Raw genomic sequence first — 15,750 nt, 5'->3', positions numbered from 1 at the left:
TGAAACCCGGCTGCTAAGGATGGCGAGGCTTGTCCGGCGGGGCCGGCGATCGCGCATCCGCTGCCACGTCGGCAGCATCGCTGACCGCCGGCCCCGAAGCCCTCTTGCCTTGGGCCAGCGCACGTGGATGAGACGCATCGTAGACCTTGGCCAGATGCTGGAAGTCCAGCCGGGTGTAGACCTGCGTGGTGCTGATGCTGGCGTGACCCAGCAGCTCCTGCACCGCCCGGAGGTCACCACTGGATTGCAGCACATGGCTGGCAAAGGAGTGGCGCAGCATGTGCGGGTGAACCGGTGTGGCGAGGCCGGCAAGCCGGGAGCGGCGCTTGAGGCGCACGCGAATGTGCTGCGGCGTCAGGCGCTGTCCCCTGGCGCCGACGAACAGCGCCTGCGCATCGACCGCATGCGGGCCCAGCCAGGCCTGGCGTGCCTCCAGCCACGAGGCCAGCGCCTGCAACGCGGCGCGCCCCACCGGCACACTTCGGCGCTTGGCGCCCTTGCCCAGCACGTGGGCTTCGCCGTCCTGCACGTCGACCCAACCCTTTGCACCCGGCCCGGCCCGTACATCCAGCCCGACCAGTTCGCCAATGCGCAGCCCACAGCCATAGAGCAATTCGGTGATGCACCGATCGCGCGCCTCCAGCGCCGGCGAGTCGGCTTCGGCCACGTAGGTTGCCAGCTGCACCGATTCATCCACGCCCAGTGCCTTGGGCAGCGGCTTGCCTGCCTTGGGCGCACGCACATCCTGCACCGGGTTGTGATCCATCAGGCCTTGTCGTCCCATCCAGAGGTACAGGCCACGCCAGCCCGAGAGAATCAGCGCGATGCCTCGGGGGCTGCGCCCGGCGCTGTGCATCTGGGCCACCCAGCGCCGGATGTGGGTGTTCTGCACCTCCTTCAACGACAGCCCGGCTTCCGCCACCTTGGCGATCAGCTTTTCCAGATCCAGCGCGTAGAGTGCCATCGTGCGCTCGGCAAGGCGTTTTTCCACCCGTGCATGGGACAGGTAGGCCGCTACCAGTTGGGCGTCGCTTTCGGTGTGGCTCACAGGATCAAGGCCTGAGGGCAAGTCGACAAAAATCAATCCAGCTGTGGCTCGACCACCGGGCGCAACCTGGAGAGCGCCGCACTCGTCAGCTCACCGATGCGCTCCAGGAAGTCGGTGCCCATGTCGGAGGCAAAACGCTGCGCGTCGGGCGACGCCAGCACCAGCAGACCAAAGGCCTGAGGCGCCATGCCCGCGCGCAACGGGATCAGTGCCAGCGAAGCCGCCGTCGACGGATCAAACAACCACTGCGCTGCCTCCAGGCCGGGGTTGGCGCCGCAGTAAGGCAGCGTCAATGAAGAAGCGAATGCCTTCACATCGTCGCTGGCGCCTTGCGCAAACGCTTCATGCTCGAATTCGGGCGACACGCCCCATACCTTGATCGCCACCTGCGGCACCAGAAACTGCGCTGCAATCTCGCGCGAAATGACCTCGGGCAGATCGCGCGACTCACGGGTCAGCAGCAGTTCCCGCGTCCAGCGTTGCAGCTTGTCGGCAATCGTCGTGTTCTCCTGACCGTGACGGATCATTTCGGCCGCCTTGAGCTCAAGGCCGCGGATCTTTTCGCGCAGCATTTCGGCCTGGCGTTCCTGCAGGCTCACGGCGCGGTGGCCGTGCGGGCTGGTCAGTTGCACCGCCGCCAGCAGACTGGCATGGCGCTCGAAGAAGTCTGGCGTGTTGGCCAGGTAGTCGGCGATGTCGTCTTCGGTGATGGGCGGAATGGGGTTGTGCATCATGAATCTTTCTGTTTTGCGCCCTGCGTCGGCGCACGGCGATGGCGTGGAAGGTCAATCGACATCGGGTACGTCGACTTCGCCCTCAAAAACGGTGGTGGCCGGACCGGTCATCAGCACCGGCGCGGTGTGGGTGGCATCGTCCTGCCAGGCAATGGTGAGCACGCCGCCATGGGTCTGCACGTCCACCTCGTTGTCGAGCAGCCCCAGGCGAATGCCAGCGACCACCGCTGCGCAGGCGCCCGTGCCGCAGGCCAGTGTTTCACCCGTGCCGCGCTCAAACACCCTGAGGCGAACATGGCTGCGATCCACCACCTGGAGAAAGCCGGCATTCACACGCGCCGGAAAGCGCGGGTGGTTTTCAATCTGTGGCCCCCATTCCCGCACCGGCGCGGTGTCCACGTCGTCCACCAGCATCACCGCATGCGGATTGCCCATGGACAGCACCGACACCAGAACCTGACGGTCCGTGGTCAGTTGCAGCGGCCATTGTTCCCACGCACCCCGGGTCTGCGGATCCAGATCCTGGCTGTTGAACGGGATACGGCCCAGCTCAAATGTCGGCGGGCCCATGTCGACCGTGACACGGCCATCGTCGTTGAGCCTCAGACTGAGTTCACCTTGCTGCACCTTCACGCGCACGGGGTTGCGGTCGGTCAGACCCTTGTCACGCACATAGCGCACGAAACAACGCGCACCGTTGCCGCAGTGCTCAACCTCACCGCCGTCAGCGTTGTGGATGATGTACTCAAAATCCAGACCGGGTCCGGGCGATGGGCGCACGGTCAGTATCTGGTCGGCACCGACGCCGAAATGCCGGTCGGCCAGCCAGCGGTATTGGGCCTTGCTCAGCCCCAGCGCGCCGCGCGTCTCGTCCAGCACGACAAAGTCGTTGCCTGCGCCCTGCATTTTGGTGAACCGGATGTGCATGAACGAATTATCCGTCCACATCGGTGCTCCCTGCCCAGGGGCGGCGCCAAGCCCTGGCGCGCCTCACAGCGGTGCAGATGCACCGCAACGGCTCTCGCCAGGCACACAGCCGTTTGATTGCGCACAAAGTCAGTGCTTTTTTGTATGCAATTTGTTCAGAAACGCATACAAAACAGCTGGCACAGTTGATGCAACAGGGCTGTCATGGATGACCAGACGCCCCCGCCCGCCGCCATCGAACTCATTGCGCTGACCAAGCGCTACGCCCAGGGCAGCGTGGCGGTGGACAGCATTGACCTGAAGATCGCAGCCAACAGCTACTGCTGCCTGCTCGGCCCTTCAGGCTGCGGCAAGAGCACCACGCTGCGCATGATCGCCGGGCACGAGAACACCACCAGCGGCGACATCCTGCTTGAGAACCGCAACATCACCTCCCTGCCAGCCGCTGCGCGCGGAACGGCCATGATGTTCCAGAGCTTCGCGCTGTTCCCGCACCTCTCTGCGCTGGACAACGTGGCCTTCAGCCTGAAGATGAAAGGGGTGGACAAGGTCACCCGCCACCGCCAGGCGCAGGACCTGCTGGAGCGTGTGGCCATGGGGCACCTGGCGCAACGCAAACCGGGCGAACTCTCTGGCGGCCAGCAGCAGCGCGTGGCGCTGGCGCGAGCACTCATCACCCAGCCCCGCGTGCTGCTGCTGGACGAGCCGCTCTCGGCACTCGACCCCTTTCTGCGCATCCAGATGCGCGCCGAACTGCGCCACTGGCAGAAGGAACTGGGCCTGACCTTCATCCACGTCACCCATTCGCAGGAAGAGGCCATGGCCCTGGCCGACACCATGGTGGTGATGAACCACGGCCGCATCGAACAGGTCGGCTCGCCGCACGCTGTCTACAACCGCCCGGCCAGCGAATTCGTGGCGCGCTTCATGGGCGGGCACAACGTGCTCGACACCACCAGCGGCAAGGTCGCCGTGCGCAACGATCACATCCGTCTCGCACCGGCCGAAGGCGCTGGCTGGCCTGCCACCGTCAGCGATGTCGAGTACCAGGGCAGCTACGTGCTGCTGGGCCTGCGGCTGGACCAGGCAGCAGCCAGCGACAAGGTGTCCGTGATGTTGGCCGAGGCCGACTTCGTGCAGGCCCCCTACCACCCGGGCGACCGCGTCGGCCTGACCTGGGCACCCGAGCAGGCCCACAGCTTCGGCGCCGCCTGACACACCCCTTCTTTCTGAATTCCTTCCCCGTTCCAACCACAGCCACAGGAGCATCACCATGTCCGACCCGATCGATCCCATTTCCGCCGCGCCCGTCACGGGCCTCTCGCGCCGCAGCCTGCTGCAAGGCACCGCTGGCATGGCAGGCATCCTGGCCACCGGCATTTCGCCGGCCATCGCACAGGAAAAAATCACCCTGCGCTACCTGGGCACTGCGGTGAACCAGGACAAGGCCATTGGCGAGAAGTTCGAAAAGGACACCGGCATCAAGATCCAGTATGTGGCCGTGACCACCGACGACGTGACCAAGCGCGCCGTGACCGCGCCGAACAGCTTCGACCTGATCGACACCGAGTACTTCTCGCTCAAGAAGATCGTGCCCACCGGCAACCTCAAGGGCATCGACGTCAAGAAGATCAAGAACGCCGACAAGATCACCCCGCTGTTCACCACCGGCAGCGTGGCCGGCAAGGCCGTGGGCGACCAGGGCACGGCGCCCAAGAAGGTGATCTTCCTCGAGGGTGAAACGAGCAAGGTGTTCGCCAAATCACCGACGCAGTTCATGTCGTTGATCCCCACCGTGTACAACGCCGACACGCTGGGCATTCGCCCCGACCTGATCAAGCGCCCCATCGGATCCTGGGCCGAACTGCTGAACCCCGAATTCAAGGGCAAGGCGGCGATCCTGAACATCCCCAGCATCGGCATCATGGACGCCGCCATGGTGGTGGAAGCCATGGGCCTCTACAAGTACCCCGACAAGGGCAACATGACGAAGGCCGAGATCGATCTCACGATCAAGACCCTCATCGAAGCCAAGAAGGCCGGCCAGTTCCGCGCGCTTTGGAAGGACTTCAACGAGTCGGTCAGCCTGATGGCGTCGGGCGAGGTGGTGATCCAGTCCATGTGGAGCCCGGCCGTGACCGCCGTGCGCACCAAGGGCATCGACTGCAACTTCCAGCCATTGAAAGAGGGCTACCGCGCCTGGGCCGCCGGCTTCGGCTTGCCCGCCACACTCAAGGGCCGCAAGCTCGACGGTGCCTACGAATTCATCAACTGGTTCCTCGACGGCTGGGCCGGCGCCTACCTGAACCGCCAGGGCTACTACAGCGCCGTGCTCGACACCGCCAAGGCCAAGATGGAAGCCTACGAATGGGCCTACTGGATGGAAGGAAAACCCGCCACACAGGACATCAAGAGCCCGAACGGCGACGTGCTGGCCAAGGCTGGCGCGGTGCGCGACGGCGGCAGCTACGAGGCGCGCATGGGTGGCATCGCCTGCTGGAATGCGGTGATGGATGAGAACGAGTACATGGTGAGGAAGTGGAACGAGTTCGTCGCTGCGTGACGAACTCTGCCCCCCGCGCCGCCTGCGGCGTCACCCCCCGAAGGGGGGCGCCACTGGCGGCCCGGCAAAGCCGGTTCCGCGGTGGCCTGGAGGGGGCTTCGCTACGCTCGCCGCGAAGTCTCGCTCCACGCTCGCTTTCTTCCCTTGATTGGTTCTCTCCATGAGCAGCACATCCACTTCGATCGCGGCGCCTGTCGCCGACAGCCCGAACCGCACGCTGCACGCCTGGTGGCAGGCGGCGCCGTTCACGCTGGTGTTTGTGCTGTTCTTCCTCATTCCGCTGGGGCTGATCGTGATGGTCAGTTTCTGGGACTTCAACGAGTACGAGCTGTTGCCGGCGTTCACGCTGCGCAACTACTTCGCCATTTTTGAAGGCTGCTCCACGCTCACCGATCACGGCGACTTCTGTGTGTCGCTCTCCACCTATCTGTCCACGCTGAAATTCAGTTTTCTGGTCTGGCTGATCACCCTGGTGCTGGGGTTTGCGGTGGCGTATTTCCTGGCCTTCCATGTGCGTTCGCCGGGCATGCAGACGGCGCTGTTCGTGCTGTGCACCGTGCCGTTCTGGACGTCGAACGTGATCCGCATGATTTCCTGGGTGCCGCTGCTCGGTCGCAACGGTCTGGTCAATCAGACGCTGCAAGGCATCGGCCTGATCGAGACGCCGATCGAGTGGCTGCTGTTCTCCGACTTCTCGGTGGTGCTGGCCTTCGTGCACCTCTACACCATGTTCATGATCGTGCCCATCTTCAACAGCATGATGCGTATCGACCGCAGCCTGCTCGAAGCGGCCAATGACGCCGGTGCCAGCAGCTGGCAGACGCTGTGGAACGTGATCGTGCCGCTGTGCAAGACCGGCATCATCATCGGCTCGATCTTCGTCATCACCATCGTCATGGGCGATTTCGTGACCATCGGCGTCATGGGTGGCCAGCAGATCGCCTCGGTCGGCAAGATCATCCAGGTGCAGACCAGCTACCTGCAGTTCCCGCTGGCCGCTGCCAACGCGGTGATCCTGCTCGCGGTCGTGCTCATGATCATCTGGGGCCTGACGCGGCTCGTGGACATTCGCAGGGAACTCTGACCATGGCCCATTCTTCCGATTCGCGCACCCCGGGCTTTTGGCCGCTGGTCATCGTGTTCGCGCTCTTCGTGCTGTTCATGTACGGCCCGATGTTCGTGATCTTCGTGCTCTCGTTTCAGGGTCCGGAAGGCGGCCTCACGTTTCCGCTGCGCGGCATGTCGCTGCACTGGTTCCGCCAGCTGGCCGAGGGCCTGGGCACGGTGGACATCGGCGCGGCCTTCCTGCGTTCGCTCATGCTGGGCGGTATCGTCATGCTGCTGACCGTGCTGCTCTCGGTGCTGGCCGGGCTGGCGTTTCGCAAGAAGCTCGGCGGCGGCAACGCCTTGTTCTACGTCACCGTGGCCAGCCTGATCATGCCGTCCATCATCGTGTCGCTGGGCATCGGCCTGCAGTTCCGCCTGCTTGACGGCGGCCTCAAGTGGCTGCTCGAAGCGGTGGGCGCCACCAGCACGCTGGAGGAATACGGCACCGCGCTCGGCCTGTTCACTTCCGCACTGGGGGCCCACCTCACCTGGACCCTGCCGTTTGGCCTGCTGATCATGTTCGCGGTGTTCAACCGCTTCAACCCGGCGTATGAAGAAGCCGCGCGCGACCTCGGCGCCACGCCCTGGCAGACCTTCCGCCACGTGGTGCTGCCGTTGATCGGTCCCTCGGTGGTGGGCATCGGCATGTTCGGCTTCACGCTCAGCTGGGACGAGATCGCCCGCACCTCGCAAGCGATTGGCGACGTCAACACCCTGCCGCTGGAACTGCAGGGCCTGACCGCCACCGTCACCACGCCGGCCATCTACGCCCTGGGCACCGTGACCACCGTGGTGTCGTTTGCGGTGATTGGTGTCACGGTGGGCGTGGCCATGCTACTGAAAAAGCGATGACCCCCCTGCGCCGCTTCGCGTCTTCCCCCCTCAGGAGGGGGGACCACACCCGTGGCCGGGCAAAGCCCGTTCCACGGTGTGCGCTGGACCGTGGCGCCCGAGAATGCCCCCTATGACGAAGCCGAAGGCTCCCCCCGCCACGACCATGACGCCGCTATCCGATCAGGATATCTACGAGCGCATGGTCTCGGCCATCCTCGACCACCGGCTGCCACCCGGCACCAAGCTGGTGGAAGACCGTCTGGCCGAGGCCTTCGGCGTTTCCCGCACGCGCATCCGCCCGGTGCTGGTGCGGCTCGCCAACGAGCAGGTGGTCACCCTCACACCCAACCGCGGCGCGTCCATCGCCCAGCCCAGCGAACAGGAGGCGCGCGAGGTGTTCGAGGTGCGGCGCATGATCGAGCCCACCCTGGTAGAGCGCTTCATCACCTCTGCCACCACGGCCAATATCCAGTCCCTCACCCGTTGCATCCGCGACGAAGAAGCCGCACGCGCCGCAGGCGACATGCGCCGCGCCATCCGCCTTTCGGGCGACTTCCACCTGCACATCGCCGATCACGCCGGCCACGCCACGCTCGGCCGCGTCCTGCGTGAGCTGGTCTCGCGCACCTCGCTCATCCTCATGACCTACAGCGCACCGCACCACCTGGCACGCGAAGACGCCACCGCTTGCGGCTGCCAGGAACACCGCGCCCTGCTCTCGGCCATCAAGCTGCGAGACCCACGCGAGGCCGCGCGCCTGATGCGGGAGCATCTGGAACGGCTGGAGTCGCAGCTGAGTTTTGCGCCCACGCGAGAAAGCGCGACGGACCTGATGCAACTGTTCAGTTGAATATGAAGCAGTTGCTGGTCATCAACCCCAACACATCGAAGCGCGTGAGCGCGCTGCTCCAAACCCACGTGCAGGCCGCTGCCGGTCTGCATGTGCAGGTCCGTACCGTGACCGCGCGTTTCGGCGCGCCCTACATCGCCGACGAAGCCAGCTATGCCGTGGCCGCCCACGCCGCGCTCGACGCCTGGGCCGCCACGTTGGCCGGCCCCGATCCCCGGCCCGACGCGGTGTTGATCGGCTGCTTCGGCGACCCTGGCCTGATGGCGCTGCGCGAATCGAGCCCGGCACCGGTCACCGGCCTGGCCGAGGCCGCCTTCATCGAAGCCGCGCGCCACGGCCGCTACGCCATCGTCACCGGCGGTGAGCGCTGGGGTCCCATGCTGCAGCGTCTCGCACAGGCACTGGGGCAGGCGCAGCAACTCGCCGGCATCCACACCGTGGTGCCCACCGGGGCACAGCTCGCTGCCGACCCGGCCGCCGCCCACCGCCTGCTGGCCCAGGCCTGCCGCGACGCGGCCCACCAGTTGGGTGTGCAGGCCGTGATCCTCGGCGGCGCAGGCCTGGCCGGCATGGCGGCCGCCATCCAGAGCGATGTGCCGGTGCCGGTGATCGACAGCGTCACCGCCGGCACGCACTGGGCGCTTCGCACGCCGCCGCTGCCGCCGGCGCGCAATACCCCGGGGTTCGACATCGCCTGGCAGGGCCTGTCGCCCGAGATGCTGGCACTGGCCCCGGCCGACTGATTCCACCAGGGCGACAGCGCCCGCAAGGCGACCGCAGCACAATGCGGCCATGGTTCGATCATCCCAACTCCTCCACCCCGCCCGCACGCCCGCTGCCGTGCGCCCCGCCGCCACCGTGCTGCTGCTGCGCGACGGCCCTCAAGGCGTCGAAGTGCTGATGACCCGCCGCTCGATGACGGCCAGCTTTGCGCCCGGCGCCTACGTGTTCCCCGGCGGGGGCATCGACGCCGCTGACGCGCAGACACACAGCCAGTCCACCCGCCGCGCCACGCAAAGCGATCTGCACCTCACACAGGCCATTGCCGCCATCCGCGAGAGTTTCGAGGAGCTTGGCATCCTGCTCGCGCGCCGCAGCGATGGCTCGTCGCTGGCCACGGCCGAGATCGCAGCGCTCGATCGCCAGGTCCCGTTTGCCGCCCAATGCGCGGAACAAGGACTCACGCTCGCCGGCGCCGACGTCTTTGTGCTCGCGCACTGGATCACCGACCGCGACCTGCCGCGACGCTTCGATGTGCCCTTTCTGGTCGCGCGCATGCCTGAAGGCCAGGAACCCGTGGCCGATGAGTCCGAGCAGTTCGAACCGGTCTGGGTGCGGCCGGCCGACGCGCTGGCACGCCACGCGGCGGGCGGCTTCTTCATCATCTTCCCGACCGTGCGCACGCTGGAGCGGCTGCAGGCGTACGAGAAGGTGGACGATGTTCTGAATGCCTGTGCGGTCAACGACGAACCCTTGTTCACCAGTTGCCCGCGCGCCGGCCTGATGAATGGCCACGAGTCGCGCCACATGGAACACGAGCAGCCCTTTGGTGAGCTCGCACTGGTCAGCCCGCACGGGCAGATCGTGCACGAGCTGGCCTGGCAGACCGAGCGCCCGGTGCCGCTGCTCAGGAACGTGCAACGGCTCACCGCACCCAATCCCGGCTTCATGACCGGCCCGGGCACCAACAGCTACCTGGTGGGGGACCCGGTCAGCGGCCACATCGCCATCGATCCTGGCCCGGACATCCCGGAACACATCGAACGCCTCTGGCACGCTGCGGGAGGCAACATCCGCGCCATCGTCTGCACCCACTCCCACCCCGACCATTCGCCGGGCGCATCGCGGCTGCAAACTTTGTGCGCGGAAAAACCGCCCATCCTTGGCCTGCCCAGCGCGCCCACCTCCCGCGAAAACAGCCGTTTCACACCCGACCGTGCGCTGGCCGACGGGGAACACCTCGTCTTGCATGGCCAGGACGGCACCACGCACACGCTGCAGGTCGTGAACACCCCCGGCCACGCCGCCAACCACCTGTGCCTGCTGCTGGAGGAAGACGGCCTGCTGTTCAGTGGCGACCACATCCTCAACGGCAGCACCACGGTGATCGATCCTCCCGACGGCAACATGGGCGCCTACCTCGACTCGCTCGACAAGCTCGACCAACTCTGCGCACAACATGGTGTGGAATTCATCCTGCCTGCGCACGGCTACGTATTGGGCGATCTGAAGCGAACCGCTGATAACCCGAGCGCACCGGAACACGGCGGCGCCCGCGCGGCGATTGCGCATCTGAAAGCCCACCGCCTCGCGCGCGAAGCCAAAGTGGCCCGCGCCATGCAACACCAACCCGAAGGCACGATGGATGACTGGGTGAAGCTGGCCTACGACGACGTGCCCGAACGCCTGTGGCCGGTGGCCAAGCGCTCGCTACTGGCTCACGTGGAGCGCATCCAGAGCCTGGGTGGTTTCAATCTCTGAACAAACAGGAGGACGTATGCGCCTGGCACTGGTATCCGACATCCACGGCAATCTGGCCGCCCTGGAGGCCGTCATGCAAGACATCGAACGCCGCCAGGTGCATCAGGTTATCAACCTGGGCGACACCCTCAGCGGACCTTTGCTGCCGCTAGAAACCGCCCGTCGCCTGAGCACCCTGCCCTGGCTGCATGTCGCGGGCAACCACGAGCGGCAGGTCCTGCGCCTGCCCCTGCCGCGCCAGAACCCTTCTGACGCCTACACCAGCGGCCAACTGGCCGAGACTGACAAGGCCTGGCTGGCCAGCCACGCGGACCCCTGCGACCTCCGATTGCACCAGGGAACCCTTTGGCCCGACCGGCTGGGCAGTGATGTGGCCCTGTGCCATGGCAGCCCACGCAGCGACATCGAATACCTGCTGGAGACGCCGGCGGGCGAAGCCGCCCGGTTGGCGACACCCGCCGAAATCGAAGAACGGCTGGACGACCGCATTCCACCGCACATCGGTCTGCTCGCCTGCGGGCACACCCACGTGCCCAGGTCTGTGAGGCTTGGCCGTGGCTTGTTGATCGTCAACCCGGGCAGCGTGGGCCTGCCCGCCTACGACGACGACCATCCGTACCCGCTGTCGAATTACCACCGCATCGAAACCGGCAGCCCGGACGCGCGTTATGCGGTGGTCGAGAAGCGCCACGGGCGCTGGAACTGCGACCTGATCAGCGTGCCGTACGACCATGAGTCCATGGCCTTGCTGGCCGATCAACGAGAACGCCCCGACTGGACGTACGCCCTGCGCACGGGCTGCATGCCGCGCGCCTGAGCAAGATAAAGATAGTGTGAAGCGCACCGTTACGCCGGATTCTGTGCACCGGGGTTTCCCCCGGTGTGACCGCCATTCATCTGGGCCGAGGGTCACCCACCCGGCTCGGTGCTACCTACCCGCCAACTCCGCGGAACCACGTCAACGCTGGCCTATTTGGTATTGCTGCGCGTAGAGATTGCCCGTTTCACCCGAACTGAATCGGCTCGTCTCTGTTGCTCTGATCCTCACCTTAGGGCCTTCGGAGCGAACTCCTCAAGCTTGTCGGTGGAGAGGTGTTACCTCCTACGCTGTCCTGTGCAGTCCGGACGTTCCTCCAGCACACCCTTTCGGGATGTCGTGCCAGCGGCGGTCTGGTGCGCTTCACGGGGGTAATTATCCTCTGAGAGGCTGAGCGACTTTCGCTCATGCCCGAAAAACACTCAGCCTCTGACTCACACCAGCCGCTCGATGCTTCGGAATCGCCACACGAGCCGGTAGTACGCCGACTGCAGGACCAGCATGGCCAGGTAGGCGATCGGGAACGCCATCCAGACGCCCGGCAGGCCAAGACGAATGTCCAGCAGGTAGGCCACCGGCAGTTGCACGCAGAGGATGCAGAAAATGGAAATCGCCATCGGTACCAGCACCACGCCGCTGGCCCGCATGATGCCACCCACCACCGCCTGGAAGCCGAACAGCAACAAGCTCCAGAGCATGATGTGAAGCAGTTGCTCAGCCTGCAGACGCACACTGGAGTCGGTGAGGAAGAGGCCAAGCAGGTGGTGCGACAGCGCATACCCCAGCAGCACCAGACTGCCGGTGAGCGCCAGGTTGAGCCACAGGCCGGTGCGCAGGATCGGGCTCAGCCGCTCGACCCTGCCCGCGCCGATGGACTGCGCAGCGAGGATGGACGCGGTGATTGCGATCGACAGCGCAGGGAACTGCACATAATTCACGATCTGCGTCACCGCACCGTACGCCGCCGTGGCTTGCGAACCATGGCCGTTCACCAGCGAAAGAATGATCAGCTCCGACATCGAGATCACCACCATCTGCAAACCGGTGGGCAGGCCGATGCGCATCACCTTGCCGAGGATCACGCGGTCCAGTCGCAGCGCACCCAGCAGTTCGGCGTCGAAGGCCAGCACATGCCGGCGCCGGTTGAGGCGCCAAACCAGGAAGCCCAGTGCGGCTGCATAAGACACCAGGCCCGCGTAGGCCGCGCTCTGGATGCCCAGTGGAGGCAGGCCCAGCCATCCCTTGATGAGCGCCGGCGTGAGCAGCAGGCCCAGCACGGTGGACAGCAGCAGGGCCACCAGCGGCGAAACGGTGTCGCTCACCCCGCGCAGCAACTGCGTGAACACGATGAACACCAGCAGCAACGGCATGATGAGCAGCATCACGCGTGCGTAGGCCACGGCGTCGTCGAGCACGTCTGGTGGCGTGCCCAGGGCCTGCATGGCTTGCCGCGCAAACACCAGGCCAACCACCGCGGCCACCAGACCGATCAGCGCGCTCAGCACCAGCGCCGTGCCGGCAATGGCCTTGACCTTGCCTGGCTCGCGCGCACCCCATGCCTGGCCAATGAGCACCGAGGCGCCCGCACCGATGCCGATCACGAGCGAGATGAAGAAGAACACGATGGGGAACATGCCGGAGACCGCCGCGAGCGCGTGGGTGCCCAGCATCTGGCCGATGTAGATGCCATTGATGGTGCCCGACAGCCCTTGCAGGATGTTGGACAGCACCATGGGCACGAGGAAAACGAGGTAGACCCGCCAGAGCGGGCCTGGGGCAGTGGCTTGCATGGAATAACGATCCGTGGCGATCAAGGATGGGTCGGGGCGTCGCCGTCGACCTTGAAGGCGTCACGCGCGAGCCAGGCCAGGTGCGCCTGCACGTCTGGCGGCCAGTGCGCGATGCGGTTCGCGAAGGCCTGGCCGTCGTGCCCGAACAAGGCCCGGGACGCCTCTTCGAAACCCTCGTACCCGCCAGCGAGGGCGCTCATGAATCGGTAGGTGCGCTCTTTGGCCTGCCGCGCGCCATCACGCCCGGCGTGGTTGCGGCGCGCGTCTTCCACCAGGCGTCGCAGCGCTGCCGAGGCACCCCCCGGTTGTTGCGACAGCCATTCCCAATGGCGCGGCAGCAGGGTCACTTCACGCGCCACCACGCCCATGCGGGGTCTTCCCACCTGGGGCGGCGCCGCCGCTGCCGGGGCTGCACCAGCCTGCGGACTGTCAGATGGCACGGGTGGGTAGCCTGCCGGCCAGGGGTGATCGACCTGGGCGCCGGTGCTGTCGTCGAACACCAGCAGGCCACCGGCCGAAAGATCCAGTGCGGCGAGTGCGCGCGCGACCTCGTCGTAAGTACCGAAGGCCACGCGGCGGGCGCCAAGAAACGCCGTGCAGGCGGGTGGGGATGTTGTCGTCATGGCGCGAATTATACCCGGGTTTAATATTTTTACCCGGGTTATTTTTAGGGGAACGGCCAAGCCTGATGCGCATTGGCGACAATACGCGGGCTCCTCCGTCTTCTGCTTGATCAACACAAGCCCCACGACAATGATCCGCCTCTCAGAACTCAAGCTGCCCTTGACCGAGCTGCCCGCCGAACACCGGCGCGCCGCCGACGCTCCCGCCGAAACCGATCTCGACCGCACCCCGGCACCCCACCCTGTGGAAGCGTTGACCCGCTTGGCCGCACAGAAGCTGGGCATTCCTGCCGAGGCCATCCAGGCCTTGCAGGTGTTCAAGCGCAGCTTCGATGCGCGCAAGGCCGACCTGCTGGCGGTCTACATCGTGGACGTGTCGCTGGTGGACCCTTCGGCGGAACAAGCCTTGCTTGAGCGGCACCAGAACGACGCGCACATCCTGGCCACGCCGGACATGACCTGGCAGGCCCCGGTGCACGCCCCGGCTGAATGGCCCGCCGATGAAAGCGACCGACCAGTGGTGGTGGGACTCGGGCCTTGCGGCCTGTTTGCGGCGCTGGCGCTGGCGCAAATGGGTCTGCGGCCGATCGTGCTCGAACGCGGCAAGCCGGTCCGTCAGCGCACCAAGGACACCTGGGGTCTTTGGCGTCATGGCGTGCTCGACCCGGAAAGCAATGTGCAATACGGCGAAGGTGGTGCCGGCCTGTTTTCAGACGGCAAGCTCTACAGCCAGATCAAGGACCCGCGCTTCCTGGGTCGCAAGGTGATGCAGGAATTCGTGGAAGCCGGTGCGCCGGCCGAAATCCTGTACGCCGCCCACCCCCACATTGGCACCTTCAAACTGGTCAAGGTCGTGGAGGCCATGCGCGAGAAGATCGTGGCGCTGGGGGGCGAGATCCGGTTCCAGCACCGCGTGTGCAACGTTCAATTGAGCGCATCAAACGGAACACAACGGGTGACCGGACTCACCTTGCAGCGACTGGACACCCACGAAGTGCTTGAAATGCCGGTGAAGCGGGTGGTACTGGCGCTGGGCCACAGCGCGCGTGACGCCTTTGCCATGCTGTTCGACGCCGGCGTGTACATGGAAGCCAAGCCGTTTTCGGTGGGCTTTCGCATCGAACACCCCCAGAGCGTCATTGACCGCGCGCGCTGGGGCCGCCATGCGGGCCACCCCCTGCTGGGTGCGGCCGACTACAAGCTGGTGCACCACGCCAAAAATGGCCGCGCCGTCTACAGTTTCTGCATGTGCCCGGGCGGCACGGTGGTGGCGGCCACGTCGGAAGCCGGCCGGGTGGTCACCAACGGCATGAGCCAGTATTCGCGCAACGAGCGCAACGCCAACGCCGGCATGGTGGTGGGGATTGAGCCTCGCGACTTTCCGCAGTCGTTCCCGCAAGACGCGCCGTTATGGACCGCCGCTTTCGGGGAGGCCGACGGCCTTCGCTACGCCGCGCAGGCCAAAGCCTTGGCCTCCACTGGCAAGACCCACCCCTTGGCTGGGGTGGTGATGCAGCGGCAACTGGAGGCCCGCGCCTTCGAACTGGGTGGTGGCACCTACGAAGCGCCCGGGCAAACCGTGGGGGATTTCATCGCGGGGCAGGCCTCCACCCAACTGGGCGCGGTGACACCCTCCTACCGGCCAGGCGTGAAGCTCATCGACCTTGCCCAGGCCCTGCCCGGCTACGCCATCGAGGCCATGGTGGAGGCGCTGCCGGTGTTCGGCCGAAAGATCAAGGGCTACGACATGGCAGACGCGGTGCTCACCGGCGTGGAAACACGCACCTCGTCGCCGCTGCGCATCACCCGGGGCAGCGACTACCAGAGCCTGAACACACAAGGCCTTTACCCCGCTGGCGAAGGTGCAGGTTATGCGGGGGGCATTCTCTCGGCCGGGGTCGACGGCATCAAGGTGGCGGAGGCACTGGCCAGTGCCCTGCCGGGCCTGTTGCGGGCCGGCGAAGCGGCTTGACATC

Annotated in this window: 14 protein-coding genes and 1 other RNA gene; 9 read left to right on the top strand and 6 right to left on the bottom strand. The window is 65.8% G+C overall.

The genetic code is table 11. The features are described 5' to 3' along the window. Window positions 1–13 precede the first annotated feature (13 nt). The 3 genes from J2W49_RS10615 to dapF are packed head-to-tail and all read right to left on the bottom strand — an operon-like array spanning window position 14 to window position 2,709. A complete protein-coding gene (locus tag J2W49_RS10615; protein WP_310315467.1) occupies window positions 14–1,069 on the bottom strand; it encodes a tyrosine recombinase XerC in 1,056 nt (351 codons plus the stop codon). Between the two features lie 11 nt (window positions 1,070–1,080). Continuing rightward, the gene (locus J2W49_RS10610; RefSeq protein ID WP_310315466.1) at window positions 1,081–1,779 is read right to left on the bottom strand and encodes a DUF484 family protein; all 699 of its coding nucleotides are present in this window, start codon (window positions 1,777–1,779) and stop codon (window positions 1,081–1,083) included. Window positions 1,780–1,833: 54 nt separating this feature from the next. Continuing rightward, window positions 1,834–2,709: a diaminopimelate epimerase gene (gene dapF / locus J2W49_RS10605; RefSeq protein ID WP_310315463.1), complete on the bottom strand. Its 876-nt coding sequence runs from the start codon at window positions 2,707–2,709 to the stop codon at window positions 1,834–1,836. 204 nt (window positions 2,710–2,913) lie between these two features. Between dapF and J2W49_RS10600 the strand changes: the two genes are divergently transcribed. From J2W49_RS10600 to J2W49_RS10565, 8 genes are all read left to right on the top strand, one after another. After that, window positions 2,914–3,924, top strand: coding sequence for an ABC transporter ATP-binding protein (locus J2W49_RS10600; protein WP_310315462.1), 1,011 nt, complete (start codon window positions 2,914–2,916; stop codon window positions 3,922–3,924). 58 nt (window positions 3,925–3,982) lie between these two features. Next, window positions 3,983–5,272 carry an ABC transporter substrate-binding protein gene (locus J2W49_RS10595; RefSeq protein WP_310315460.1) on the top strand — a complete coding sequence of 430 codons (1,290 nt, stop codon included), beginning with the start codon at window positions 3,983–3,985 and terminating at the stop codon, window positions 5,270–5,272. A gap of 160 nt (window positions 5,273–5,432) precedes the next feature. Beyond that, a complete protein-coding gene (locus tag J2W49_RS10590; RefSeq protein ID WP_310315458.1) occupies window positions 5,433–6,356 on the top strand; it encodes an ABC transporter permease in 924 nt (307 codons plus the stop codon). A gap of 2 nt (window positions 6,357–6,358) precedes the next feature. Beyond that, window positions 6,359–7,231, top strand: coding sequence for an ABC transporter permease (locus J2W49_RS10585; protein WP_310315456.1), 873 nt, complete (start codon window positions 6,359–6,361; stop codon window positions 7,229–7,231). Between the two features lie 145 nt (window positions 7,232–7,376). Then, window positions 7,377–8,063 carry a GntR family transcriptional regulator gene (locus J2W49_RS10580; RefSeq protein ID WP_310315454.1) on the top strand — a complete coding sequence of 229 codons (687 nt, stop codon included), beginning with the start codon at window positions 7,377–7,379 and terminating at the stop codon, window positions 8,061–8,063. 2 nt (window positions 8,064–8,065) lie between these two features. Next, window positions 8,066–8,806, top strand: coding sequence for an aspartate/glutamate racemase family protein (locus tag J2W49_RS10575; RefSeq protein WP_310315452.1), 741 nt, complete (start codon window positions 8,066–8,068; stop codon window positions 8,804–8,806). Between the two features lie 49 nt (window positions 8,807–8,855). After that, window positions 8,856–10,544 carry an MBL fold metallo-hydrolase gene (locus J2W49_RS10570; RefSeq protein WP_310315450.1) on the top strand — a complete coding sequence of 563 codons (1,689 nt, stop codon included), beginning with the start codon at window positions 8,856–8,858 and terminating at the stop codon, window positions 10,542–10,544. A gap of 16 nt (window positions 10,545–10,560) precedes the next feature. Next, entirely contained in the window at window positions 10,561–11,361 is an 801-nt protein-coding gene (locus J2W49_RS10565; RefSeq protein ID WP_310315448.1) for a metallophosphoesterase family protein, read from the top strand. Window positions 11,362–11,375: 14 nt separating this feature from the next. On the opposite strand, the gene rnpB is transcribed toward J2W49_RS10565, so the two are convergent. The 3 genes from rnpB to J2W49_RS10550 form a co-directional block, all read right to left on the bottom strand. Next, window positions 11,376–11,726: RNase P RNA component class A (rnpB, locus tag J2W49_RS10560), an RNA gene on the bottom strand. A gap of 69 nt (window positions 11,727–11,795) precedes the next feature. After that, window positions 11,796–13,151 carry an MATE family efflux transporter gene (locus tag J2W49_RS10555; protein WP_310315445.1) on the bottom strand — a complete coding sequence of 452 codons (1,356 nt, stop codon included), beginning with the start codon at window positions 13,149–13,151 and terminating at the stop codon, window positions 11,796–11,798. Between the two features lie 20 nt (window positions 13,152–13,171). After that, entirely contained in the window at window positions 13,172–13,774 is a 603-nt protein-coding gene (locus tag J2W49_RS10550; protein ID WP_310315443.1) for a DUF2239 family protein, read from the bottom strand. 130 nt (window positions 13,775–13,904) lie between these two features. On the opposite strand from J2W49_RS10550, the gene J2W49_RS10545 reads away from it, so the two are divergent. Next, window positions 13,905–15,746 (top strand): NAD(P)/FAD-dependent oxidoreductase, encoded by a 1,842-nt coding sequence (locus J2W49_RS10545; protein ID WP_310315441.1) that lies wholly within the window; start codon window positions 13,905–13,907, stop codon window positions 15,744–15,746. The last annotated feature ends 4 nt before the right edge of the window (window positions 15,747–15,750 follow it).

This window comes from Hydrogenophaga palleronii (assembly GCF_031457455.1).
Lineage (GTDB): Bacteria > Pseudomonadota > Gammaproteobacteria > Burkholderiales > Burkholderiaceae_C > Hydrogenophaga > Hydrogenophaga palleronii_A.
The sequence above is the reverse complement of the archived record's forward strand: the minus strand, read 5'-3'. Positions and strand labels throughout refer to the sequence as shown.